General features: G+C 58.4%; 22 protein-coding genes and 1 pseudogene. 13 read left to right on the top strand and 10 right to left on the bottom strand.

Annotation, left to right across the window (positions count from 1 at the left end; genetic code table 11):
- Window positions 1–277 precede the first annotated feature (277 nt).
- The 5 genes and pseudogenes from ATY80_RS17485 (at window position 278) to ATY80_RS17465 (ending at window position 4,964) form a co-directional block, all read left to right on the top strand.
- Window positions 278–1,138: an enoyl-CoA hydratase/isomerase family protein gene (locus ATY80_RS17485; protein WP_088693632.1), complete on the top strand. Its 861-nt coding sequence runs from the start codon at window positions 278–280 to the stop codon at window positions 1,136–1,138.
- A gap of 155 nt (window positions 1,139–1,293) precedes the next feature.
- Window positions 1,294–1,740: pseudogene (locus ATY80_RS17480) on the top strand (aldehyde dehydrogenase (NADP(+))); the annotation flags it as partial.
- A 704-nt stretch (window positions 1,741–2,444) separates the two neighbouring features.
- Window positions 2,445–3,485, top strand: coding sequence for an alpha/beta hydrolase (locus tag ATY80_RS17470; RefSeq protein ID WP_088693630.1), 1,041 nt, complete (start codon window positions 2,445–2,447; stop codon window positions 3,483–3,485).
- A gap of 19 nt (window positions 3,486–3,504) precedes the next feature.
- Entirely contained in the window at window positions 3,505–3,858 is a 354-nt protein-coding gene (locus tag ATY80_RS29640) for an aldehyde dehydrogenase family protein (protein WP_245306855.1), read from the top strand.
- Window positions 3,798–4,964: an aldehyde dehydrogenase family protein gene (locus tag ATY80_RS17465; protein ID WP_245306854.1), complete on the top strand. Its 1,167-nt coding sequence runs from the start codon at window positions 3,798–3,800 to the stop codon at window positions 4,962–4,964. Before ATY80_RS29640 ends, ATY80_RS17465 begins: the two co-directional genes overlap by 61 nt.
- A 543-nt stretch (window positions 4,965–5,507) precedes the next feature.
- On the opposite strand, the gene ATY80_RS17455 is transcribed toward ATY80_RS17465, so the two are convergent.
- Both ATY80_RS17455 and ATY80_RS17450 read right to left on the bottom strand, forming a co-directional pair.
- Complete coding sequence (locus ATY80_RS17455) at window positions 5,508–5,972, bottom strand: nuclear transport factor 2 family protein (RefSeq protein WP_088693645.1); 465 nt, start codon at window positions 5,970–5,972, stop codon at window positions 5,508–5,510.
- Window positions 5,973–5,986: 14 nt separating this feature from the next.
- Window positions 5,987–6,661 carry a type 1 glutamine amidotransferase domain-containing protein gene (locus tag ATY80_RS17450; RefSeq protein WP_088693629.1) on the bottom strand — a complete coding sequence of 225 codons (675 nt, stop codon included), beginning with the start codon at window positions 6,659–6,661 and terminating at the stop codon, window positions 5,987–5,989.
- A gap of 318 nt (window positions 6,662–6,979) precedes the next feature.
- Between ATY80_RS17450 and ATY80_RS17440 the strand changes: the two genes are divergently transcribed.
- Entirely contained in the window at window positions 6,980–7,660 is a 681-nt protein-coding gene (locus ATY80_RS17440; protein ID WP_088693628.1) for a response regulator, read from the top strand.
- A gap of 233 nt (window positions 7,661–7,893) precedes the next feature.
- Here ATY80_RS17440 and ATY80_RS17435 read toward each other — a convergent pair whose 3' ends face one another.
- A complete protein-coding gene (locus ATY80_RS17435) occupies window positions 7,894–8,988 on the bottom strand; it encodes a nitronate monooxygenase family protein (RefSeq protein WP_088693627.1) in 1,095 nt (364 codons plus the stop codon).
- Between the two features lie 269 nt (window positions 8,989–9,257).
- Between ATY80_RS17435 and ATY80_RS17430 the strand changes: the two genes are divergently transcribed.
- The 3 genes from ATY80_RS17430 to ATY80_RS17420 all read left to right on the top strand — a co-directional run bounded on the left by ATY80_RS17430 (window position 9,258) and on the right by ATY80_RS17420 (window position 11,465).
- The gene (locus ATY80_RS17430; protein ID WP_088693644.1) at window positions 9,258–9,983 is read left to right on the top strand and encodes an SDR family oxidoreductase; all 726 of its coding nucleotides are present in this window, start codon (window positions 9,258–9,260) and stop codon (window positions 9,981–9,983) included.
- Entirely contained in the window at window positions 9,977–10,447 is a 471-nt protein-coding gene (locus ATY80_RS17425; protein ID WP_088693626.1) for a RidA family protein, read from the top strand. Before ATY80_RS17430 ends, ATY80_RS17425 begins: the two co-directional genes overlap by 7 nt.
- A 67-nt stretch (window positions 10,448–10,514) precedes the next feature.
- Entirely contained in the window at window positions 10,515–11,465 is a 951-nt protein-coding gene (locus ATY80_RS17420) for an enoyl-CoA hydratase/isomerase family protein (RefSeq protein WP_088693625.1), read from the top strand.
- Window positions 11,466–12,157: 692 nt separating this feature from the next.
- On the opposite strand, the gene ATY80_RS17410 is transcribed toward ATY80_RS17420, so the two are convergent.
- From ATY80_RS17410 to ATY80_RS17395, 4 genes are all read right to left on the bottom strand, one after another.
- Window positions 12,158–12,955: a nuclease-related domain-containing protein gene (locus ATY80_RS17410; RefSeq protein WP_189637189.1), complete on the bottom strand. Its 798-nt coding sequence runs from the start codon at window positions 12,953–12,955 to the stop codon at window positions 12,158–12,160.
- A gap of 225 nt (window positions 12,956–13,180) precedes the next feature.
- On the bottom strand, window positions 13,181–13,768 hold the full coding sequence (locus tag ATY80_RS17405; RefSeq protein WP_088693622.1) for an NADPH-dependent FMN reductase: 588 nt from the start codon (window positions 13,766–13,768) through the stop codon (window positions 13,181–13,183).
- A 38-nt stretch (window positions 13,769–13,806) separates the two neighbouring features.
- The gene (locus ATY80_RS17400; RefSeq protein WP_088693621.1) at window positions 13,807–14,835 is read right to left on the bottom strand and encodes a D-cysteine desulfhydrase family protein; all 1,029 of its coding nucleotides are present in this window, start codon (window positions 14,833–14,835) and stop codon (window positions 13,807–13,809) included.
- A gap of 83 nt (window positions 14,836–14,918) precedes the next feature.
- Window positions 14,919–15,728 (bottom strand): SDR family oxidoreductase, encoded by an 810-nt coding sequence (locus ATY80_RS17395; protein ID WP_088693620.1) that lies wholly within the window; start codon window positions 15,726–15,728, stop codon window positions 14,919–14,921.
- 495 nt (window positions 15,729–16,223) lie between these two features.
- Between ATY80_RS17395 and ATY80_RS17385 the strand changes: the two genes are divergently transcribed.
- Window positions 16,224–16,892, top strand: a complete 669-nt coding sequence (locus ATY80_RS17385; protein WP_088693618.1) for a VOC family protein — start codon at window positions 16,224–16,226, stop codon at window positions 16,890–16,892.
- 2 nt (window positions 16,893–16,894) lie between these two features.
- Here the strand turns inward: ATY80_RS17385 and ATY80_RS17380 are convergent, their stop codons facing one another.
- The 3 genes from ATY80_RS17380 to ATY80_RS17370 form a co-directional block, all read right to left on the bottom strand.
- Window positions 16,895–17,152: a 4-oxalocrotonate tautomerase family protein gene (locus ATY80_RS17380; RefSeq protein ID WP_088693643.1), complete on the bottom strand. Its 258-nt coding sequence runs from the start codon at window positions 17,150–17,152 to the stop codon at window positions 16,895–16,897.
- A gap of 110 nt (window positions 17,153–17,262) precedes the next feature.
- Window positions 17,263–17,976 carry an SDR family oxidoreductase gene (locus ATY80_RS17375; RefSeq protein WP_088693642.1) on the bottom strand — a complete coding sequence of 238 codons (714 nt, stop codon included), beginning with the start codon at window positions 17,974–17,976 and terminating at the stop codon, window positions 17,263–17,265.
- A gap of 117 nt (window positions 17,977–18,093) precedes the next feature.
- Window positions 18,094–19,047 carry a LysR family transcriptional regulator gene (locus ATY80_RS17370; protein WP_088693617.1) on the bottom strand — a complete coding sequence of 318 codons (954 nt, stop codon included), beginning with the start codon at window positions 19,045–19,047 and terminating at the stop codon, window positions 18,094–18,096.
- A 235-nt stretch (window positions 19,048–19,282) separates the two neighbouring features.
- On the opposite strand from ATY80_RS17370, the gene ATY80_RS17365 reads away from it, so the two are divergent.
- The 3 genes from ATY80_RS17365 to ATY80_RS17355 are packed head-to-tail and all read left to right on the top strand — an operon-like array spanning window position 19,283 to window position 22,678.
- Window positions 19,283–19,918, top strand: a complete 636-nt coding sequence (locus ATY80_RS17365; RefSeq protein WP_189637188.1) for an MEDS domain-containing protein — start codon at window positions 19,283–19,285, stop codon at window positions 19,916–19,918.
- 1 nt (window position 19,919) lies between these two features.
- The gene (locus tag ATY80_RS17360; protein WP_088693615.1) at window positions 19,920–22,310 is read left to right on the top strand and encodes a PAS domain-containing protein; all 2,391 of its coding nucleotides are present in this window, start codon (window positions 19,920–19,922) and stop codon (window positions 22,308–22,310) included.
- Complete coding sequence (locus ATY80_RS17355; RefSeq protein WP_189637187.1) at window positions 22,307–22,678, top strand: response regulator; 372 nt, start codon at window positions 22,307–22,309, stop codon at window positions 22,676–22,678. Before ATY80_RS17360 ends, ATY80_RS17355 begins: the two co-directional genes overlap by 4 nt.
- Window positions 22,679–22,781: the final 103 nt, after the last annotated feature.

Here is a 22,781-nt window from a genome sequence, read left to right as displayed (position 1 = left end):
CCTAAGTCTGGTTTTGCAACACCTCGAAGGCAGCTATTCTTCGATCATCGCCTCCTCCTAGGGCGATACGCTGATGCAGCGACAGCGCTCCCGGGTCCTCCCCTCCGCCGGAGCGCGCGGATCCTCCTGGTCCGCTGAAGGCCGTCTCCACCCGCCCGGAGGCGGCCTTCGTTCGGGCTCACGTTACCCGGGCACAGCGCGCGATACCATTGTGCAATAGGATTCAAGTCTTAGGCACGGCTAGGTGGTTGCCTAGCAGCGACGAGAGGTAATCCGGATGAGCAAGCAAATCGAACTCAGCTTTCCCGCTCCTGGTTTCGCGCGGGCGATATTCAACAATCCGCCGATCAACCTCGTCGATCCGGACACCATCTCCGAGCTTTCCGCTTTGATCGAGCAATTGGAAACCAATCCCGAAATCAAGGTCATCGTTTTCGAAAGCGGTGATCCGGACTTCTTCCTCGCCCACTACGATGTGCTGGTCGACAAAGCCCAAACAGCTGCAATGGCCAAGGGGCCGACAGGCATGCACCCCTGGCTCGACGTCCTAGTGAGGTTGTCCCGAGCTCCAGTCGTTTCGATAGCATCGATCCGCGGCCGAGCCCGGGGCGCAGGGAGCGAGTTCGCCTTGTCGTGCGACATTCGCTTCGCAAGCGTCGAGAAGGCAGTCCTCGGACAATTCGAGGTCGGCGTCGGCGCGGTGCCAGGCGGCAACCCCATGGCGAGGCTGGCGGGCCTGATGGGACGCGGTCGCGCAATCGAAGTGGTGCTCGGCGCCGATGACTTCCCGGGGGCTTTGGCGGAACGTTACGGGTACGTGAACCGAGCCATTCCCGATGCGGATCTCGACGCATTCGTCGATCGCTTCGCCCGGAGGATCGCGGGCTTCGACAAAGACGCGCTTACTGACGCGAAGCGCTTTATTGACGAAGCCTCCCTTCCTGGTGACGACCTCTTTCCACCCGCTCTCGATCAGTTCTTCATCTCGACTAAACGCCCGACAACGAGAGCTCGGATGACGAAGCTTCTGGAAGCGGGACTGCAGAAGCGCTCAGACATTGAGCTGAATCTCGGCCAGCGTGTTGCGTCGACCGGAGTTGGCGGCTTGCCAAGCGAGACTGCCGCACAGGGACGGTGACGGCATCGCCTTTCTAATCGCACTGCATCGCGGGTCATAAGGGCGAGGGCGAGTGAAGGCCCACTCAGCGCACCCGGAAACGTCGGAACTCGTCGGTCGAGCAGTGCAATGCGCCGTGGCGCGCATGGCTCGAGCGACACCCGGAAGTCAGATCCATCGCGTCGGGGAAAACTGGATCTATGTACGAAGGCGCGGCCGCACTCTTCGAATCTTCGGCCGAGGCTTTCCTTGCGAACCACGAACTGCAGGACGAAGTGTTCGGCGCCGCTGGCCTGATCGTTCGGTGCAGGGATCTGGCCCAGCTCAATGAAGTGGTCGACGCGCTGGAAGGTCAGCTAACTGTCGCGCTCCATATCGATGATGGGGATCAGGATGCCACAAGATCCTTCATCCCGCAGCTGGAATTGCTTGCAGGGCGACTGCTCGTAAATGAGTTCGGCACGAGGGTGGAGGTTTCCCCTGCAATGGTCCATGGAGGTCCCTTCCCTGCCACGTCCGACGGAAGATCGACCTCCGTGGGTACGCTTGCGATCGATAGGTTTCTGAGACCAGTTGCCTATCAGGACTTCCCTGTCCTTCTGCTTCCCAACGCCCTCCGGTAGTCGCTAACCCCTGGGTGGCCTTACCGAAATCAATTGGCCACCCCAATTCCGCTTTTCATAAAGGCGCCGTCTGAGCTCTTCTTCGGTGCTCAAGCCGCTCTGATACAGAGCGACCAGGTATCGAGCAGCCTCCTCGGCAACGTCTCCTTGTCTGTCGCATCGACGTTGGGCGCAGTATTCCCTCAGGAGACTGCGCATCATCGCGATTTCTTCGGCGCCGAGCGGCCGCCCACTGATCGAAAAGCTTCCGTACATCGCAACGCCCCTGCCAGTCTTACGCCGGGTCGATCGAATTGCACCGCGGTGCACACATCTCGCCCAAATTGCGGATCGAGTTGCTGACGCCTGTGGATGCTGCGGGAACCCAAACTCGCGCAGTGCGCGCGGGTTGCCTCACGGATACCAAAGCAACGACCAGAGCGGCAATCGCCACAAGGATCACGAAACCGGGGAATGTGGACCCTGCGCGCCTGTAGTCACGCGACATCATTATCTCCTTTCGGCTGTTGAACGCCGTCATGGAGAACGAGTATGTCGAATGCCGTCTTGGGCGGGATTGAACATAGGTATTGCCGATACCTTGGTATGACCAACACCTTCGTTTAGTAGCGGCAAGCGATTCATCTCTCCAAAGTCCTATCGACTTCGTGCTTGGACACCCCGATATCGGAGGGGTCCTAGGCCATATCGAGGAGAGGACAATCATGAGCACCACCGAGCTTGCCATCCTGAGCCGCCGTTCATTCAGTAGCGCGGCTCTTGGCTTGACCGCCACGGGAATCCTCGGCGCCATCGTGGGTACTGCACGCGCGGATCAGACCAGCGGCCCGAAACAGAAGGCAGTACCTCTCACCGCCAGCGAGACCGTCGATGCTGGCGACCTCAAGGTTGCCTACTCAGCGGTCGGCCCGCAGGACGGATCACCCGTTATCCTTCTTCACGGCTGGCCGTACGATATCAACAGCTTCGCAGAAGTCGCCCCGATCCTGGCTGAACGGGGACACCGAGTGGTCATTCCTTACCTCCGCGGATATGGCGGCACCACGTTCCTCTCAAAGGAGACGAAACGTAATGGACAACAGTCCGCGCTTGCCATCGACGCTATCAAACTGATGGACGCCCTTAACATCGATCGCGCCACCATCGCCGGGTTTGACTGGGGCGCTCGCACCGCCGACATCGTGGCTGCGCTCTGGCCCGAACGCTGCAAGGCATTAGTCTCGGTCAGTGGCTATCTCATCGGCAACCAAGCAGCCGGGAAGGTTCCCCTACCCCCGTCCGCCGAGCTGCAATGGTGGTATCAGTACTATTTCGCGACTGAACGGGGGCGCGAGGGTTACGCGAAGTACACGAACGATTTTGCCAAGCTGATCTGGAAACTCGCCTCTCCTCAGTGGAAATTCGACGATGCTACTTTCGACCAGACGGCGACAGCCTTCGCAAATCCGGATCATGTCGAGATCGTAGCCCATAACTATCGATGGCGCCTCGGGCTAACCTCGGGAGAAAAGCGGTTCGACAAATACGAGGCAAAGCTCGCAACAGGTCCGGAAATCTCGGTCCCCACGATCACCATGGAGGGCGACGCGAACGGCGCGCCACACCCCGATCCGAAGGCCTATGCTGGCAAGTTCAACGGAAAATATGAACACCGCCTGATATCCGGCGGCATCGGTCACAATCTTCCCCAGGAGGCGCCCGCCGCGTTTGCGCAAGCGGTCATCGACGTGGATGCCTGGTCCTAGCTGAAGAAGTGACACCACAATGATAGATCTGGCCCACGAATACCCGAAACGCATCCTCGACAGCTTTTTTGTCGGGGGCCACTGGGTGAGAGCTACTGGATCGAAATCGAAGAAGCTTGTCAGTCCCGCTGATGGCAAAATACTAGCCGAAGTGCCGATAGCAACGGCGGACGAAATCGATCTGGCAATCGCGTCCGCGGCAAACGCCTTCGAACATGGGCCATGGCCCAGGACGCACCCGAGCGAGCGCGCAGTACTGATGACCACGTTCGCCGAAGCGCTCGAACGACGCATGTCCCTTTTCGCGAAGCTTTGGACCCACAAGTCGGTGCGCCCGTCTCGCTGGCAAGTCGGCTGGCACCGCTCGCCATAGCTCGGTTGCGATACTTCGCGGGCCTCTCCCTCACCTACGAGTTCGAAAAGGAGCGCAACACGACGTTTGGCTCTGCGCGAATCCTTTCTGAGCCAGTAGGTCCGGCGGCGATCATAATTCCTTGGAATGCGGCTTTTCCGATCCTGATGACAAAGCTGAGCGCCGCACTGGCTGCGGGATGCACATGCGTTATCAAGCCTTCCCCGGAAAGCCCACTAGACGCATATCTGGTCGCCCAGTGCGCTATGGAGGCGGGCATTCCGCCGGGCGTCATTAATGTCGTTCTTGCAGATGCGGATGGGAGCGCCAAACTGGTTGCCGATCGGCGCATGGTCAAGGTCAGCTTCACGGGCAGCGTCGGAACAGGAAAGCTAATTGCCGCCGTCGTTGCGCCGAGGATGGGACGACTCACCTTGGAAATGGGTGGCAAGTCGGCGGCCATCATCCTCGAAGATGCCGACTTAAAGCATGCCATGCCAACGCTTGAGCGCTTTACGATGCCCTTCTCGGGACAATTCTGCTTCGCGCAGACGCGTATACTGGTGCCGAGGTCCCGCGAGAACGAAGTCGTGGAAGCCTACGCTTCGCGACTATCCGCGCTCAAAGTCGGCAACCCGTGGGAATCCGACACGGATGTTGGTCCGCTTTTGAACAAGACACTGTTCGAGAAAGCAGACGCGTACATCGCTCAAGGGCTGAGGGACGGCGCCGAGCTTGTGACAGGCGGAATTCCGAACAAGATCCTGTCTTCAGGAAACTACGTCGAGCCGACGGTCTTCCGCAAGGTGACGAGAGATATGTCAATCGCCAGGGAAGAGATCTTCGGACCTGTCGTTACCGTTCAGACTTACGAGAATATCGACGATGCCATCGCAATCACCAACGACACGGACTTCGGACTGAGCGGCTCAGTATTTGGCGACCGCTCAACGGCATTCGAAGTAGCACGCAGGATCCGGACGGGGCAGGTGCACATCAATGGAATGGAGCTCGCCCCGTCCGCCCCTTTCGGAGGCTTCAAGGAGTCAGGAATTGGCCGCGAGGGTGGCCCGGAGGGGCTCGCCGCATTTCTGGAGACCAAGGCTGTCCTCTTCCCCTCCCCGTGACGGACGACCTTTGAATATCCGCGAGTTTGCTGCGGACGGTGCCGACGCCTCCTTGTTGTGGTTGAGTTCCAGAATGGCCGCTGCTTGCAGCGCTGCCGGATCGTCTGTCTTGGCGCGCAGATATCCGAGGAGAGAAGAGAAGTCCGTGTCGCACATGGTTGCGGGCATTAGATTTCCGGTCGAATTCATTTCGTCCAGGTCGACAGCGCCGTCACCGTCGTGGTCAAGCTTCTCCTTCATGTCGACCGTGGGGCGGCCGTTTTCATCGAGTGCGACGCCTGGTCGGAGAATCTGATCAAAGTTATTGAGCTCGTCCCCGTCAGCTTACTGTCCCCGTCTCTGTCGATTTTGGCGAAAGCCTTGTTCAGGATCTGGGAAAGCGGCGAGGCGTCGGCAGCGACGGTCATCAAAATCGCCTGTGAGCAATGATAATCAATAAAATTCGGTGAGATTCACCGTCACTGAGATATCGCCGTCATCTTGAGCGGCCCTGACTGCACACGGAATTAGGAGAGCGGCGATCTGCACCGCCGCTCTCTGTGCCTATCGGCCAAAAATCAGACGCTGGTAGTCGCGAAGCATATCCGCGTCCTCGACCGAGCCATGGTGATGGAGCTGCCGCCAGGAGTCACCCTGTCTGACGAACCAACGCGTCGTTCGAAACGCGATATCGAGCTTGCCATCCGCCGCAACACAGGTCCCGCGCTCTCTCCCGACAAAAAGATGCCAATCACTCCCTCCCTGACTGGTGAAGTCATGGAAAGTGACATGGACCCTGGCCGGGCCGCTGAAGAGCTTGGAGTAGCCCTCAGCGATAGCCGCCCAGCCTCGTCGGATTCCGCCGATCGGGTTGTCCATGCTTGGGGTGTCTCCTCCTAGCCAGACTGCCTCGAGCCCACGAAGATCGCCGGCGTTAAAAGCCCGGTAGAATTCGATCAGGGACTCGAGAGGGCCGCCGTCTCCGGACTTTTCCTCAACACCTTCAACTTCCTCAAGGCGGGTCTTCATGTTCACCTCTCGCATCAGAGTAAGCCAAGCAACGACTTCGCCGCTGCGGTTGACGACGCGGGATTCTGGCCCGTGACCAGTTGGCCATCCACGATAGCGAAGCTTTCCCAGTCTCCTGCCTTCTCATAGCGCCCGCCAAGCGCCTTCAGATCATCTTCGACCAGGAACGGGACAACCTTGGTAAGTTGAACCGCTTCCTCCTCGGAATTCGTGAAGCCCGTCACTCGCTTACCCTTCACCAGCGGGTTTCCATTGTAAGTCACATGGTGGAAGACGGCAGGTGCGTGGCAGACTGCGGCCACGGGTTTTCCGGAACCGTAGAATTCTTCGATAAGCGAGATCGACTTCCGGTCCTCGACGAGGTCCCACATAGGTCCGTGGCCCCCCGAATAGAAGATCGTGTCAAAATCCTTGGCATCTACGGTTGCAAGACGCACCGTGTTTGCAAGGACCGACTGGGCGTCTTTGTCACCCTTGAACCGGGTCATTGATGCCGTCTGATTGCCCGGCTCGTCGCTCTTCGGATCGATCGGTGGCTGCCCACCCCTGGGCGAGGCCACAGTTAAGCTCGCCCCGGCATCTTTGAAGACATAGTAGGGCGACGCAAATTCCTCCAGCCAAAAGCCTGTTTTCCGGCCTGTATCACCAAGCCGATCATGTGAAGTCAGAACCATCAGAATCTTGCTCATCGTCGTCTCCTTGAATCTGTTCAAGACGTTCGGTGTCTCATCCGGTCTTTGGCGAGCGAGCTCCTATGCCGAGCTGGCACACTCCATTGACCCGACGAGCATGCTCAAGAGATGGCCTGCGTGCCATTGTACGATGGTGTCGTGGCGACCGATGCGATGAGGTGCCGATACTATCGTACAATGGCATATCGACCAAAAACCCGCATGCTCTGCGTCGAGGGGCGGCGGGATATCAATCATCAGCGCAGTATCGTCCGCGCCCACCCGTGATATAGTCTTTGCACTCGATGAGCTTGCGCCCTCTTAAGGAGGCAGCACATGTACCGGATGACCTCGGCGATGACTCATAAGACTACCGCGCTTTTGAATGCCGCGGATGGGCCGACAGTTTTCGTGGTTGACGACGATATTTCTGTTCGGGAATCCTTGGAGCTCCTGATCGGGTCTGCAGGGTGGCGGCCGAGTCTTTTTGATTCTGCTCAGGCATTCCTGACCACCACACCGGATGCAGGACCAAGCTGCCTGGTCTTGGATGTAAACATGCCCGGGCTCAATGGCCTGGATCTGCAGTCCTTGATCACGAAGAGCGGGAACCGAATGCCGATTATATTCGTGTCTGGCTTCGGCGATGTGCCCATGACCGTAAAGGCACTAAGGGGCGGCGCTCTCGATTTCCTAACGAAGCCGATTGATGCGGAGGCCCTCCTCGCGGCTATACAATCAGCTCTCTCACAGAGTGAGGCACTCATTCGCGATGAGGAAGAGCTGATGCGCCTCCAAGCCTGCTACGATGCCCTAACCCCGCGAGAGCGCGAAGTTATGTCGGGCGTGGTGAAGGGCCTCTTGAACAAGCAGGTAGCGTTTGAGCTCGACATCAGCGAAATCACCGTCAAGGCGCATCGCGGCCAGGTCATGCGTAAAATGGGAGCCCGGTCCCTGCCGGATCTTGTAAACATGGCGGCAAAGCTAAGGATCGACGACGGTCGAGAGACCCACTAGCGCTCCTGAGGCTGCGAGAGAAGCGGATCCTGCGAGAACGATCACGAGTTGGTCTGTCACTCGTAGCGACATGCGGGTTCCTCCGACGTTAACCGGTCTGATTACTCGATTGATGTGACTTGGCAGGACTCCTTGGACGACTCGCCAGTTTGGCGTCTCTGCCGTACCGAAAATATGCGCTCGGATCTCTGCCTTGAACCGACGCGCAGGGGGAGGCAGTCTGCCGCGTACCGCTACACTCGTCTGATGGCCGAACCCGCTTCCAAAGCTGCCATCGCGTCGTCGCACAGCTTCACTGTAAGCTCTGCTGAGGGAAGCCGTTTCACCAAACCGAGAGCCTGCCCCGCCCAGAGGTTGGTGAAGTCATTGCATCCCTTCGCCTCCGCCTTCGCGCGGATGGCGGCGAGTGCCACGCCAGCGGTTGGGAACGCGGGCGCCACGCCCGAAAGCGGTCCCAGTTCCCGCATCAAGCGGTTTACAACACCTCTCGCGGGCCTTCCCGTAAAGACATTGGTGATGGCCGTGCTCGCGTCGCCTGCGCGACCTAGAGCGTCAGCGTGCAGATCCGGAATTTTGGCCTCCGGAGTCAGAAGGTAGGCAGTACCGATCTGCACCGCCGACGCTCCGAGCATCAGCGCCGCCGCAACTCCGCGGCCATCTGCGATTCCTCCGGCCGCAATGACCGGAACCTTAATCGCGTCCACGACCTGCGGAACGAGCGCCAACGTTCCTACTTGGGTTGTCATATCCTGCGTAAGAAAGTTCCCGCGGTGCCCGCCAGCCTCGAAACCCATTGCGATCACGGCATCAACACCATGTGCCTCGAGCCAGACGGCCTCGGCAACGGTCGTCGCAGACGACAGCACTTTGGCCCCTGTGGCCTTTACCCGATCAACGAGTTTTCGATCCGGAAGACCGAAATGGAAGCTCACCACCTTGGGGCGGAACTCTTCGATGACCTCGCAGAATTCGTTGTCGAAGGGCGCGCGCCCGGGGCCGCTGACCGGAGCAGCGGGATCAAGGCCAAGTTCGACGTAATACGGCGCCAGGAGTGCTCGCCACCTCATCTGACCAATTGGATCGGCATCAGGTGGCACGTGGCTGAAGAAATTGACATTGATTGATCTCGTTGTTCTCGCAGTGATCCGAGATAGCGCCTCATGCAACTGCTGAACCGAGTACTGTGCGCTAGGCAGCGAACCCAAGCCGCCAGCTTGAGACACGGCAATCACCATTTCCGCAGTCGTCGCTCCAGCCATCGGCGCCTGTACGACAGGAAGCTCTATTCCAAAAAGATCGAGGATTCGGCGGTCATGCCACGTTCTCATTTCGGACTCCGTTCATGATGCACTGCTCTGCCGGGCCTAGTTGAACAGGCAACGGCAGCCGGGGTCTATTAGACCTTGGTGTCCCACAACATCTCCACCGATCCAAAGGTATCGGAGACACTTTGGTACAATAGCTCTGCACGCTCCTTGGCGCGAGAGTCGCCTCCAGTGCCCCACAGGGCAGTCCTTGAATGTCAAAAGCTGCAATTATCCAGCGCCCGTTCGCTGGCCGTTGCCGCTCGCAAAACAAACAAATGGAGGCAGCACGAATGAGTGTGCACAAGACGGTTGTGATTACCGGTGCATCGCAGGGCATCGGTGCCGGGCTCGTGAAGGCGTTCCTGGATAAGGACTGGAATGTCGTTGCAACGTCGCGGCGGATCAGCGAAGCGACATCCTTCGATCGCGCCGGGAGGCTGGAGCTGGTAGACGGAGACGTTGGCGATCCCAAGACGGCAGAGCACGTCTCCCGCGTAGCCATCGAACAGTTCGGCTCCATCGATGCACTCGTGAACAACGCAGGCGTGTTCTTTACCAAGCCGTTTCTCGAGTACACGATCGACGACTTCCGGCAGCTCTCGGCCACCAATCTTGAAGGCTTCGTGCACTTCACGAAACACGCTGTCAGGCAAATGCTCCGACAGAGATCTGGAGGGAGCGTCGTTACGATCACTTCGTCGCTGACCGATCACCCGATCGCAGGCGTCAAAGCATCGCTGCCGATGATCACCAAAGGCGGCCTAAACGCGATCACCAAAAGCCTCGCGCTGGAGTTTGCAAGCGACAACATCCGGGTAAACGCGGTTTCGCCTGGCGTTGTCGACACGCCGCTCCACGCTACGGGCTCACGCGACTACCTTCGATCCTTGTCGCCGATGGGGACAATCACTGCGGTGCAGGAGATCGTGGACGGGGTGATCTACCTCACGGAAGCTTCCAATATCACCGGGGAGGTGCTGCACGTCGACAACGGCGCACATCTCGGCAAATGGTAGCGGCGAGCGCCGAGGCGCGAATTCGGGAGACCGGTCTGGTGCTCCCGCCGCCGCCCACCCCTTTCGGGGCGTATGTCGAAGCCGTTCAGATCGGCTCCCTGCTCTTCCTGAGTGGCATGCTCCCGGTCGTCGGACATACGCCGCTCTACATTGGAAGGGTTGGCAGCGAGCTTTCCGTTGGCGATGGTTACGACGCCGCCAAAGCCGCATGCCTAAGTGGATTGGCCGCCGCGCGAGCGCATCTTGGATCCCTGGATCGCATACGCACCGTGGCCAAACTGGGTGTGTACATCGCCGCCCCCGACGACTTCCGCGAACATCCCAAGGTCGCGGACGGAGCATCCGAGCTCTTGCTTTCGGTCTTCGGCCAAAACCGCCTTCCGCCGCGTATCGTGCTCGGTATCTCGAGTATTCCGCTGGGGATGCCGCTCGAAGTCGAATTGGTTCTCGACATCGCCCCATAGCAATCCCTCTCAACAGCAAATGGAGACCGCAATGAAACCGAGCTCAAATAGATCCATTGGAATCGCAATGTCATCAAGATTCCTGACCGCTGCCGCCTTGCTCATGCTTCCTGCCCTAGCGTTTTCGGGCCAGACCACGGTCGCCGAGACGAAAAATCAGCCTGCGGACATCAAGTCTACATCCGCCAAAGAACGGCCGCAGATCCATGTCGAGAAGCGCACGCCCGCCTACTGGCGCGTAACCTTCGAAAATCCGCCCTTCAACATCTTCGGCCCGGAAACGATCCCGCAGATGGAGAAGGTGGTCAAGGAGATCGAGACAGATCCCGACCTCCGGGTGGTCGTCTTCGACAGCGCGGTGCCCGGATTTTTCCTCACTCACTACAACTTCACGCCTCCGCTCGCCGACTCCACCAGCCTGCCCGCAGGTTCCACTGGCCTGCATCCCCTGCCTGACATGCTGGTTCGCATCAGCAAATCTCCGGTCGTGTCGATCGCATTGATCCGCGGCAGAGCGACAGGCGTCGGCAGCGAGCTTGCTCTTGCGAGCGATATGCGGTTTGCCAGTCGCGAGAAAGCGATCCTTTCGCAGTGGGAAGTTGGCGCCGGATTCGTACCTGGCGGCGGCCCCATGGCCCGGCTGCCGCGTTTGATGGGACGCGGGCGCGCGCTCGAAGTTCTTCTCGGCTCTGATGACGTGAACGGTGACCTTGCCGAGGAATATGGGTACGTCAACCGCTCCTTCGATGATGACAAGCTGGATCCGTTCGTCGACGCACTTGCGACCCGCATTTCTGGCTTCGACAGGCAGGCAATCGCCGACACCAAGCGTCTGGTCGATTTCGCCAGCCTTCCCAGCGATCCTGAAATCGGCGCCGGGTGGGACGCGTTTATTTCGTCTGTTCAGCGGCCGGTTGCACAAAAGAATATCGGCCGCTTGATGGAGATGGGGCTGCAGACGAATACGGACATCGAAGCCCGCCTGGGGCATTACACCGGAACCTTGGCCGAAAAGTAGGCCAAGAGGGCACCCGCGCATGGTACGGCAGGTTGCGCGGGTGCCCACACATTGCCACTGAAATTATATACCTAGACGGAGTCTAGGTCGTGATAGGGTTTTCAGTTCTGGATGCAGGCGTGTCCCATAGCTGTTCACAACCCTCAGCCTGGCCCTGCGTAAGCCGTCGACAATTCGTGCCACCCTGCGCGAGTTCGAGACAATTCCCCCAACCGGAACAGAGTGCGTGCCGATTGGAAGATGGACATTCACAAACGCGACCTTTCCCGCGATCACGAGTATCTCCATATTCGCTGGCAGATGTCCCTGCGGCAACAGGAGGCCGCGATCGAAGAGCCGCTTGTGACTTTGGCGAACGCTCTTGTTCGTCGAGCGTGGCATCGCCAATGTTGTCTGAACCTTCTTGCCAATATTTCGCAAGGCATCTCCGATATTTGCCAGCGACTCGCCAACCCGCAAGCTTCTTCCCCAAGTGGCACCACTTGGTCTCAGCCAGATAACCTCACACATCTTCTCGCTGGCGTCCAAATCGCCGAGGGCAGCAAGAAGCCGATCGAAGTTTCGAGGAAGGTAGGGCGCCCCTGTGGAGGCAGTGAACTCCTTGCCTTCGGACGGAATACTCGCGAGCGCGTCTCGCCATGCATTGGTGCTGTCTGGATTGTTGATAACCAACGAGAAGCGGGTGTCGCCAGTCATACGCTCGAACTCTTGGGCCGCCGTCGACGCCACATCGGGCGCTCCCTGCAGATGCCAAGCGTCACTCGCGGCATCGGTTCATTTAATCCGACTGGCAGATTGTCGAAGCGGAATAGCCGCAGCAGAGCCTTAATTCGTTCTTCCTTGGCAAGCTGTGCCCGATGCTCTCGCCAAATATCCTTCCTGTGAACAAAGAAATCCTCGTCAGTCACGTTGTAACCGTCCCAGCTCATTTTCATTGGCTGGAAGTAGGCCGGATTTCCGAGAACTCTGTCGAAGTCTTTCACGAGCAAATTCGGCTTTAGGTTCTGAAGGGTGACCGAGCCAATCAGCCTCTCGCGATCCATCCTGTTTCCGAGGAGCTTGGCCTCCTCAAGCGTAAGGACATGCTTTCTCTCCTCCTCCGGGAGGAGGTCGCGCGTAGTTGAACCAGTAAATACAACGCGCGAATCGACGTAAAAGCGACCCAATTGCCCTTGGCCGCGGAGAATGCTCTTTCCTTTTTTGGCTTTCTCATTCCCCAGCTGGACGGGAGAGCGTTGCGGCTTTCCGTGAATCCACATGTCACCCTTTGCTGTCAGCGGGCCATGCCAGTCTTTGAGCTCCAACAGGACAACTCGATCGTCCATGACCACAAGGAGATCGATTTCAATAGGGGAACTGTTTTTAGGAAACGCGTTCAGAGAGGCGTACATTAGCCAGTTCACAGGAAATGCTTGAGCAAGGGCATCGACGCCTTTCACCTCGCGGTGATGAATCCCCGCGCTGCTCAAATACCTGACTTTGCACGCCATGGCCCCTCCCGGCCGACCCCGCATGAAACTTACGGCAGTGCGGCGCGAGGAACTTCTTTTGATTCTCGACGGAAGTCGAGAGCGTCGCGACAATTTTAAAGGGAAAGTTCCTGAGCCAGTCCCCCTTGCCTAGAAACCGCAAATTGAGCAAGACGCCCCAAGAGTTTCGCAAATATCTCGCTTGGAGCAGGCGCCGGGGCAGTATCCCCGGCGCGTGCTAGATATCTATTCAGCGCGCGCCGCCATGGTAGCCTTTACCCACCACACCAGTTCGTCCAGCGCGGTCTTGGCCGACTGCAAGAGGTTGGCCTCAATGTCCTCGATCGGCTTATTGCCGCCCAGCGGAGACGTCGCGAAGAAATCGCCGGCGCCGACGTGAACCGCGGCATGAGTCGAAACCATCTGAAGTTCCACACCGATACCTCGGAGGTGTTCGAGCGCCCGCGCGCCGCCCATGCTGCCATAGGCGATTGCCGTGAAAGGTTTGCGGCCCCACTCTACATATGCCTGATCGAGCGCATTCTTCAGAACACCAGTGATTGAGCGATTGTATTCGGAGATCACGAAGATGTACCCGTCATACTTGCCGACCGTCTTCTGCCACGCCACCGCAGCAGCACTCTGGCTCGGAGCCCACGCGTTCGATGCCACCTCGTCGAAGAACGGCAGCGGATGATCGCGAAGGTCGACCACTTCGACGTCGATATCGCCGCGCTGCTGGGCCTGTTTTAGCATCCATTGCGCTGGCTTATCGGCGAACCGCGTCGGACGAGTAGAGCCGATTATGAGGGCAATTATGGGTTTCTTGGACATTATTACCTCGTTGGTTGGTCAATATGGTCGGGTGAGAGTTAGTTGGCAGTGAGAACGTCCGCGTATGCGTAGAGACCGGGCGAACCTCCGGTCATGATGAAGAGCACGTTCGATTGCGGCTCGATTGCTCCGCTTTCTATATCGGACAGCAAGCCAGCGAATGCTTTGCCGCCGTAGACTGGATCGATGAGCAAACCCTCGGTACTAGCAAGGAGTTCGACGGCGTCGACCATGCTGCGTGTCGGCATGCCATATCCGTCGCCCAGTTGGGTTCCACTGATCCGCAGATCGTCCGGGGTTACCCGCGCATTGATGGACAACAGCTCCAGGACCGCGGCGACCTTTGCGACAGTCGCGGAGAGACATTTGTCTGCTGGCGCGAGCACTGTGTGTGCGGCGATTCTCGAGGGATGAGATCCCGCGATGACCATGCCCGCGGCTAAGCCAGCGTGCATGCCGCCGCTGCCGTTAGGGATAACGATCTGGTCGAACGTCACACCAATTTCAGTCGATTGCCGCGATAGTTCGAACGCGCAATCTACATAGCCGAGGCAGCCGACGGTCGTTGAACCGCCGAGGGGCGCGACGAACGCTTTTTTACCTGCGTCGGCAAGCTCCTGCACCCGACGGGTCGCATGTCCACCAGCATCATCGCCTGGATTCAGGATATGAACACTTGCGCCGAACAGGCGGTCCAGGAGGACATTGCCATTCGCCTGGTAGATCTCTGTCGTGCGAGGAACCATCTGGGCGAGAATGAGCTCGCAGGCGAGCCCCGTTCTGGCGCAAGCAGCCGCGGCCAATCGTGCGAAGTTGGATTGAGCCCCTCCGGTCGCGACCAGCGTGTCACATCCTTCCGCCTTCGCCTGCCCTATAAGGAACTCAAGTTTGCGGAGCTTGTTGCCGCCGCCGCCGAGTTCCATGAGGTCATCTCGTTTTGCCCAGATCGATACGCCCCGCCTCCGCTCCCCAAGGACCTCTTCGAGACGTGCCAAGCGCTGTATCGGTGTAGGGCCTTGCATCAGACGCTCGCGAGGAAGGCCATGAAAAGGTTCATGATGGATCATCGGATTCACCCTCGTTTTTAGGGTCTGGGCCCGCCACGCCTCAGGTAGGCCTACGGCGCGGCAACCCCAATTCAGCGCCCTAGCTAGTGCGCAACGGCGGAAAGGTGGTAGCGTGGAGCCGGAACACTGCGGGACAGGTTCGGCATCAATTTCTGACGTGCCGCCTCGTAGGCGTTCCAGTCATCGGCATCCGGTACCGATGGCAGCGTGATCAGCTCTCCCATGTCCAGCCCGGCGAGAGCGGCATCGACGGTGTCGTCCGGCTTCATCACGATGTTGCTCGGAAGCCGTTCCAGGAATCCGCCCGAAGCATCCCAGAACGGCGTCTCCACCGCGCCAGGGAGCACGGCCTGGATCCTGATGTTCGTTTCTGCAAATTCCTTCTGCAACGAGAAGGTCAAGGCGATCACGAATGCCTTTGTCGCTCCGTAGACCCCGTTTAGAATTTCGGGCGCGATGCCCAGAGCGGAAGCCATGTTGATAATGGTCCCGTTGTCGCGAGCGGCAAACGATGGCGCCACGGCATATACGAGACGCGTCAACGCTGTGACATTGACCTTGATCATCTGCTCCATCGCTTCGACATCGGACATGAGGAGGGGCTCAACGGCGCCGACGCCTGCGTTGTTGACGAGCATCGTGATTGTCGGATCACTTCGCAGGATTGCTTCGACCTTAAGCAGATCTTCCCTTTGTCCAAGGTCGGCGCGGACCGTTGCAACTTTGCGTCCGGTCGAGTTCGACAGGTTCTTTGCGAGCTTGTCGAGAGCGTCCTGGTTCCGAGCCACCAGCACGAGGTCGTAGCCTCGGCGGGCAAGGCGGTCGGCGTAAATAGCACCAAGGCCAGACGACGCGCCGGTGATGAGCGCGGTCCCTTTACCGATGATAGTCATTTCGAGTCTCCTGATGTTGAGGATGAGTTGATTGCGGCACCGACGGGAACCGGATTTCCGAATGCCGCTCGGGGGCTTGTCAGGCCATGCAGTTAGACCGAGGCTACGGGCAGCTCATCGAGCTCCTTCTGCGGAATCGCCGCTTTGAAAGGCCGGATTTCGTCTTAGGCGCAGCCGCCCGAACATATTCCGGTAACGGGCTGAGAGCGGCAGTCGCTGCCGTGGCAGCCAGGAGTTCCCGCGGGCTCGGCGCTATGGTCGTTTTGGCGTCGGTGTTGGACATCACGTGCTCCGTCAGTCGGGTGTTGAAGGTCACGGGCTAAAAGACGTCTGGCGGGCGGTCGGGCGCTATTGGACCATGGTATCGGCGATACTTTCGGATCAGTCGGGCGCTCCTGGAGCCAACACCATCGGACAATGGACACGATGCCCTTTGCGGCGCATCGTCCTCCCCGCAGCGAACTCCGCTGCCAGACCTTACCGAGGGAGATTTCGATGAGCGTTCAGGAACCAGCAACAGCGTCACCGGTCACGGCGAACGATTTGGACATGAAGCTGGAAGTCGTGGTCATTCCGGTTTCCGACGTCGACCGCGCCAAATCGTTCTATACCGGTCTCGGCTGGCGGCTCGATGCTGACGTTTCCGGACAGAATGGCTTCCGCGTTGTTCAGGTCACGCCGCCAGGCTCACCGTGCTCCGTGATTTTCGGGTCCAATATCACCTCCGCGCAACCCGGCTCGGCTCAGGGGCTTCACCTGATCGTCTCCGACATAGAAATGGCTCATGCTACACTCGCCTCACGTGGCGCCGAGATGAGCGGCGTGTTCCACGATGCGGGCGGCGTCTTCCATCATCGCGGAACCGAAGACAGGCTGCCTGGCCCTCACCCGACTCGCGCCAGCTATGGCTCATTTGCCTCCTTCAGCGATCCGGACGGGAACGGCTGGGTCTTCCAGGAGATCACAAGGCGCCTGCCCGGTCGCATCGACACCAACGGCGCGGCTTACGCATCTGCGTCGGATCTTTCGAACGCGCTCCGACGCGCAGCCGATGCTCATGGTGAGCACGAGAAGCGCAACGGCGGCAAGCATGATGAGAACTGGCCCGAATGGTACGCAGAATACATGCTCGCCGAACAATCCGGCGCGGCGGCGCCGACCTGAAGCTAACTTGCGGATCGGTTTTCCTGGTGTGCGGTTTCCGCGAACAATTTACGATATTGGGCTGTTGGCAGGCCCCCCCAACCCCAGTTGTCGAGATCGACTTCCTCGATCACCACGTAGGTCGACTCAAGCGGCTTGTTCAGCACCTCGAGCATAACTTGGCTCACGCCGGCGATAATCCTCGCCTTCTCTTCGGCAGTAACAGAGGAACGATCAGGTGTCGTCCCCTCGCGTGTGACTTGGACTGTGACGATTGGCACGGTGTCTACCTTTATCTCTGATGGGTGGCTGGAGTGGTCCGGCAGTCGCGTGCGGACCGACCACGATATAGGAGGAGTGCCGCCCTCGAAGGTCAGCACTCCCGCCTCTGCTACCAGCGGCCTGCGTTCTGTCCGCCATCGACATGGAGGATTTCGCCAGTGACGAAGCCCGCAGCTTCGAGGTAGGTCACGGCATTGACGATGTCCGCGATCTCGCCCATACGGCCGACCGGATGCAGAGTGGACATTGCTGCGTGCGTTTCCGGCGTGTGCATGGGCGTCTTGATGATTCCCGGAGACACGGCGTTGACCCGGATACCGCTCCTAGCGAACTCGATCGCGAGTTCCTTTGTGACCGAGTTCAGGCCACCCTTTGTCAGCGAGGCCAGCGCAGCAGGCACTCCGGCGATCGGCTGGTCAACGAGGCTTGTCGTGATGTTCACGATATGCCCGAAGCCCTGCTTGAGCATCACCCTCGCCGCGCGTTGCGTGACATGGAAGAACCCCGAAATGTTGACACCGAAATTCTGGTCGAAGTCTTCCTGCGTGAAGTCGACGAAAGGCTTCGCCAGGAACACTCCCGCATTATTGACGAGGGTATCGATGCGGCCATATCTGTCGACGGCTTCCTTCACGGCTCGTTCTGCGGTATCCGCGTCGGCGATATCCCCGGCAACGGCGTGAACGCCCGCGTCGGAACTCTGCTTGATCGACCGCGACGTTGCGACGACATTGTAGCCAAGTGCTCGGTACGCTTTCACCAGACCTTCACCGATGCCTTGCGAAGCACCGGTGATAATGGCGACCTTCTGCTGACTGCTCATGATTTGCATCCTTTCAAGTGCTCGGCCAAATCTGGCCGTGCCTACGCGCTTTGGCGTCGGTGCAATTGATTTAGACGCAAACGTTGTTCGGGAGAATTGCCGTCCAGATCACGACAATCAACCGGTTATCGGCATAATCTTCTGCGTGCCATTGGCTTCTGCTGCTATCCGTCCAATGGCTACTCTCAGCTTCGGCGCCGCGAAGTCGATAAACGCCCTGACCTTCGGAACCGCGGTCCTGCCTTGCGGTGTTAGCAGATGCACTGGAAGCGCAGGCGGCTCGAAGTCAGCAAGTACTACCTGCAACGCGCCTTTTCGCACCAAGTCGTCCACGTGGTAGGAATACAGGCGTGTAATGCCCATGCCCTCAGCAGCGGAAGCAGCCGCAGCCCGTACACTATTGACCAAGTAGCGGGGAGAGAAATGGACCGTCCTCGGAATAGTGGTGCCACCCAAGGGGTTGAAACTCCACGACTCTATGCCGAAGTTCGAGAATGCCACGATATCATGGCGCAGCAGGTCTGCGGGATCCACGATCGGAGACCGAGAAGCCAGATAGCTTGGCGAAGCCACAACAACTCGACGGATGTCGCCGCCAATCCGCGTCGAGATGTGTGTCGAGTCTGTAAGGTTGCCAATACGAAGTGCCACGTCGACGCCTTCGTCGACCAGATTGACGAAGCGGTCCAGCATCAGGAGCCGGACCGAGACGTCATGATGTTCTCGCAAAAAGTTGTCCAGGATCGGCCGTAAGACCTCCTCGCCGAGTATTGGCGGCGCCGAGATAGTGAGCACGCCGCGCGGTGACGATCGCTCTCCCCCGGCAATAATGTCGGCCTCCTCTAAGTCGACAAGCACTCTCCGGCAAGCCTCCACGTACCGCTGCCCTGCCTCGCTGAGCTTGAGGCTTCGCGTTGTGCGATGAAGTAGCTCGACCCCCACGTGCTCCTCCAAGAGTGACAGTGCGCGACTGATCGCGGTCGGCGAACGCTTCAGCTTTCGGACAGCCGCAGCAAGGCTCCCCTCCTCTACGGCGGTGACGAAGACTTTCATCGCGTCAATGCGATCCATTGCTCAAGCTCCAACGGACGTTTTAGGCCCGTCATCCTTGCAACACATGCCAGGGCAAAGCCAGCGCTAGCAATCAGTCATCACTCGATACCATTGGACAATAGACAGCAGGACGCCCTTGATACAGCGTTGAACGCATGGGCCATGAATGACGTGCGGATGGACAACGTTGCAGCCTGATAACATCGGCATTTCCGATAAGAAGCGGAGTCACGTGAAGGAGACGCACGATACCATGCGTTTTGCTGGCGCGAGCCTCAGCTGCCATCGGCATATATGTGCGTTCTTCAATGGCTTCGAGGATGCCTTCCAGGTTCTCGGCCCTTTCATCCGCGATGGATTTCTTTGCGACCACAGGGCAATTCATCTGGTTGGCGCGGACAAGCGTGAAGCTCATATCACTCGTTTGCGTTGCGAAGGGATTGACACGGAAGCGTCGCAAATCTCCGGGCAACTCGAAATCCGGACTACGGTCGACGCGTACCTCAAGGACGGACTATTCGACCAGGACCGAATGGTGGAGGAGTTCAGCGCCCTGGCGAGCGGTAACATGAACGGAAACTTTCCCTTGAGCCGTATTGTCTGCGACATGGATTGGGCAGCCAGTAATCGAGAACATCTTAGGGATCTCATTGAATTTGAATCTCGGATCAATGACCTGTGGAACCAGCACGATGACGTTGTGATCTGCGTATACGATCTGACAAAATTCGGTGGCGACACGATCATGGACATCTTGCGGACGCATCCGGCTGTTGTGATCAGCGGAGTTCTCCGGGAAAATCCGTTCTATATCCCGCCAGTGCAGTTTCTCGCGGAACTGCGTGAGAGGCGTTCGGGAAAAGGGGAGCAGTCGGCCGCTGCTGAATGACATGCAAGACATGCTCATGGTGGCGTCGGAGAACGAAAGACTCCGGCGCTGCATGAATGATATCCTGAGTATCACCGCACTTCCGGCAGTTTGGACTGGCGGAACCGTCGATGAGATCGGTGCCCTCTTGCTGGATGCGTTGAGAGCGATCCTCGACGTCGATTTCCTGTTTCTCAGGGTTGCAGGCCAGGCGGATCAGCCCGAAGTGCTAATGGAGCGATCTGGCGAGGGGTCGGCGAGAGGCCGATCGAAGCTCATCGACGACTTGATCGCAACTTTAGGAACAAACGTAAGCGACTGGCCTCGTGAGGCCGACCTTGAGCAAGGTGAATCCTCCTTCAGAATTGTCACCGAGAAGCTCGGTGTCCATGGTAAAACCGGAGTACTTGTCGCCGGATCGATGGTGCGATCGTTTCCCAGCGAGGAGGAACGCATTGTCCTGCACGTTGCCGCCAGTCAGGCTACCATTGCCGTCGCCGAGGTAATGCGATTTCGCGACGATACCCGCGCTATTGCGGCTCGCGAACTCAACAAGGTCGTAGACGCCATCCCGGTGATGGCTTGGTCGACACTTCCCGACGGCTGGGCGGATTTCTTTAACGAGCACTTCCTGACATACCTCGGGATAACCACTGAGCAGGCTGCGGGATGGGGGTGGACGACGGCGCTGCATCCTGACGACTCCGGACCGCTCCAAAGCGTGTGGGCGGGGTTGCTCGCTTCCGGTGCCCCTGGAGAAACCGAGGCGAGGCTGCGGCGATGGGACGGACAGTATCGATGGTTCTTGTTCCGCGCCAACCCAGTTTTCGGCGAAGCTGGTAAGGTCATTCGATGGTACGGCACCAATACGGATATTGACGATCGAAAACGCTTCGAAGAAGAGATGCGTCGGAGTGCGGCATTGATGACTCAGGCCCAACGGCTGACGGTGACAGGGAGCGTGTGGTGGAAACCCGCTACCGGGGAGATTTACTGGTCTGACGAGGCGTATCGGGTGGCAGGACATGACTTGGGAACGACTCCGACCGTGGACATGATGCTGGATCGCTGTCATCCAGATGATTTGCCGACAGTACGGAAGTTGATCTCGAACGCGATGCGCCACGGTGAGAACGTCGATATTGAGCATCGACTGGTGATGCGGGACGGGGCTATAAAATACGTCCACGTCGTTCTTCAGAACATAGCTGCTGACCCGGCGGATCCAGAGTTTATCGGTGCCGTCGCGGACATAACGCAAAGGAAGATCTCAGAGGAGAAACTGCGACGAAGCGACGTCCTTCTCACCGAAGGACAACGAATCAGTCGGACCGGAACATTCTCGTGGAAGGTTGAAACTGACGAGATCGCCTTTTCAGAAGAGCTTAATCGCATATTCGGCTTCGAGAGCGGGCGAGTGGTCGATTTCGATGGTATCGGTCAACGGGTTTTCGAGGAGGATCTGCCTCTTCTCGCAACCAAAATGGCTGACGTCAGGGAGGGAGGCGACAACCCGGACTACGAGATTCGGCTGCTCGTCGACGGGCAATTGAAGTACGTCCGCGTTGTTGGACGGATCATCAAGCATCTCAACGGTACGACCGAGTGCATAGGAGCAGTGCAGGACGTGTCGGCCCAGCGAGTAGCCGAACTCGCCCGCGACAAGCTACGCTCGGAACTGGCGCAACTCGCTAGGACGATGAGCCTTAGCACGATGGCAGCGTCCATCGCACACGAGGTCAACCAGCCGTTATCCGGTATAATTATGAACTCTAGCGCCTTGCTTCGTATGCTATCCACTTCTCCTCCCAACGTTGATGGCGGGATCGAAACGGCAAAGAGAACCATTCGCGACGGAAATCGGGCATCCGACGTAATCATGCGCCTCAGAAAGCTTTTCAAACGAGGCGTGGCAACTGTCGAGCAGTTCGATCTCCACGACGCAGCCCGGGAAGTGATTGGGCTGGTAGCCAACGATCTGCAGCGCGGAAGAATCACCCTTGTTGAGGAACTTTCGGGTGCACCGTCGCTTATCGTTGGTGACCGTGTTCAACTGCAGCAAGTGATGATGAACCTCCTTCGCAACTCTATTGACGCAATGGCAGATGTCGCGCAGCAACAGAGGAAAATTGTTGTTCGTATAGGGTTCGGGCATCACGAAGTCACTGTCATCGTGGAGGATAGTGGAATCGGCCTCGAAAATGCCGATATCGAACGGTTGTTCGATGCATTTCACACGACGAAACCCAATGGAATGGGAATAGGCTTGTCAGTGAGCCGCTCGATAGTCGAGGCTCATAAGGGAAGGATCTGGGCGGAACCCAGTCCTTCAGGTGGCGCAGCTTTTGGCTTCGCTTTGCCAGTCGGCAGGCGAGCAGAAGGTGACTTCCCGCTTTCGGAAGCAAATTCATGATCAAGACACAAGATGCACTCGTTTCAGTTGTCGATGACGACGAGTCGGTTCGGGAAGCCCTCCCCGACCTAATCCGAATCTTCGGATTTAACGTCCGTGCGTTCTCCTCGGCAGCTGAGTTCCTGGATTCAGAATGGCTGAAAAAAACCGATTGCCTAGTCCTCGACGTGGCAATGCCAGGTATGTCTGGCCCTGAGCTTCAGGAGGAACTGGTTCGAAGAGGGGAAAAAATCCCGATCGTCTTCATCACTGCGCACAAGGACGAGAATGAGAGAATTCCGCTGCTTCAGAGCGGCGCGGTGGACTGCCTATTCAAGCCTTTCAGCGACGTCGCCCTTCAGGAAGCGTTGGATCGGGCCTTGAGATAGGTCCGAAAGCAAAATTTTCTGCGATCTCAAGTGAATGAGCCTTAGGTTGCCGCAAGGGCGTGGCTACACCCAACACCTTAGAATAGTATACGACAGGTTGCGG

Origin of the sequence: Rhizobium sp. R711 (assembly GCF_002211365.1) — a bacterium.
Lineage (GTDB): Bacteria > Pseudomonadota > Alphaproteobacteria > Rhizobiales > Rhizobiaceae > Rhizobium.
Note: the sequence above shows the minus strand (reverse complement) of the source record. Positions and strands in the feature narration are given on the sequence as shown.

What these genes read in the sequence shown, in the direction of transcription:
- ATY80_RS17485 (WP_088693632.1), top strand. Translation starts at nt 278, where the DNA reads ATGAGCAAGCAAATCGAACTCAGCTTTCCCGCTCCTGGTTTCGCGCGG.
- ATY80_RS17470 (WP_088693630.1), top strand. Translation starts at nt 2,445, where the DNA reads ATGAGCACCACCGAGCTTGCCATCCTGAGCCGCCGTTCATTCAGTAGC.
- ATY80_RS29640 (WP_245306855.1), top strand. Translation starts at nt 3,505, where the DNA reads ATGATAGATCTGGCCCACGAATACCCGAAACGCATCCTCGACAGCTTT.
- ATY80_RS17455 (WP_088693645.1), bottom strand. Translation starts at nt 5,972, where the DNA reads ATGAAGACCCGCCTTGAGGAAGTTGAAGGTGTTGAGGAAAAGTCCGGA.
- ATY80_RS17450 (WP_088693629.1), bottom strand. Translation starts at nt 6,661, where the DNA reads ATGAGCAAGATTCTGATGGTTCTGACTTCACATGATCGGCTTGGTGAT.
- ATY80_RS17440 (WP_088693628.1), top strand. Translation starts at nt 6,980, where the DNA reads ATGTACCGGATGACCTCGGCGATGACTCATAAGACTACCGCGCTTTTG.
- ATY80_RS17435 (WP_088693627.1), bottom strand. Translation starts at nt 8,988, where the DNA reads ATGAGAACGTGGCATGACCGCCGAATCCTCGATCTTTTTGGAATAGAG.
- ATY80_RS17430 (WP_088693644.1), top strand. Translation starts at nt 9,258, where the DNA reads ATGAGTGTGCACAAGACGGTTGTGATTACCGGTGCATCGCAGGGCATC.
- ATY80_RS17425 (WP_088693626.1), top strand. Translation starts at nt 9,977, where the DNA reads ATGGTAGCGGCGAGCGCCGAGGCGCGAATTCGGGAGACCGGTCTGGTG.
- ATY80_RS17420 (WP_088693625.1), top strand. Translation starts at nt 10,515, where the DNA reads ATGTCATCAAGATTCCTGACCGCTGCCGCCTTGCTCATGCTTCCTGCC.
- ATY80_RS17410 (WP_189637189.1), bottom strand. Translation starts at nt 12,955, where the DNA reads ATGGCGTGCAAAGTCAGGTATTTGAGCAGCGCGGGGATTCATCACCGC.
- ATY80_RS17405 (WP_088693622.1), bottom strand. Translation starts at nt 13,768, where the DNA reads ATGTCCAAGAAACCCATAATTGCCCTCATAATCGGCTCTACTCGTCCG.
- ATY80_RS17400 (WP_088693621.1), bottom strand. Translation starts at nt 14,835, where the DNA reads ATGATCCATCATGAACCTTTTCATGGCCTTCCTCGCGAGCGTCTGATG.
- ATY80_RS17395 (WP_088693620.1), bottom strand. Translation starts at nt 15,728, where the DNA reads ATGACTATCATCGGTAAAGGGACCGCGCTCATCACCGGCGCGTCGTCT.
- ATY80_RS17385 (WP_088693618.1), top strand. Translation starts at nt 16,224, where the DNA reads ATGAGCGTTCAGGAACCAGCAACAGCGTCACCGGTCACGGCGAACGAT.
- ATY80_RS17375 (WP_088693642.1), bottom strand. Translation starts at nt 17,976, where the DNA reads ATGAGCAGTCAGCAGAAGGTCGCCATTATCACCGGTGCTTCGCAAGGC.
- ATY80_RS17370 (WP_088693617.1), bottom strand. Translation starts at nt 19,047, where the DNA reads ATGGATCGCATTGACGCGATGAAAGTCTTCGTCACCGCCGTAGAGGAG.
- ATY80_RS17365 (WP_189637188.1), top strand. Translation starts at nt 19,283, where the DNA reads ATGCGTTTTGCTGGCGCGAGCCTCAGCTGCCATCGGCATATATGTGCG.
- ATY80_RS17360 (WP_088693615.1), top strand. Translation starts at nt 19,920, where the DNA reads ATGCAAGACATGCTCATGGTGGCGTCGGAGAACGAAAGACTCCGGCGC.
- ATY80_RS17355 (WP_189637187.1), top strand. Translation starts at nt 22,307, where the DNA reads ATGATCAAGACACAAGATGCACTCGTTTCAGTTGTCGATGACGACGAG.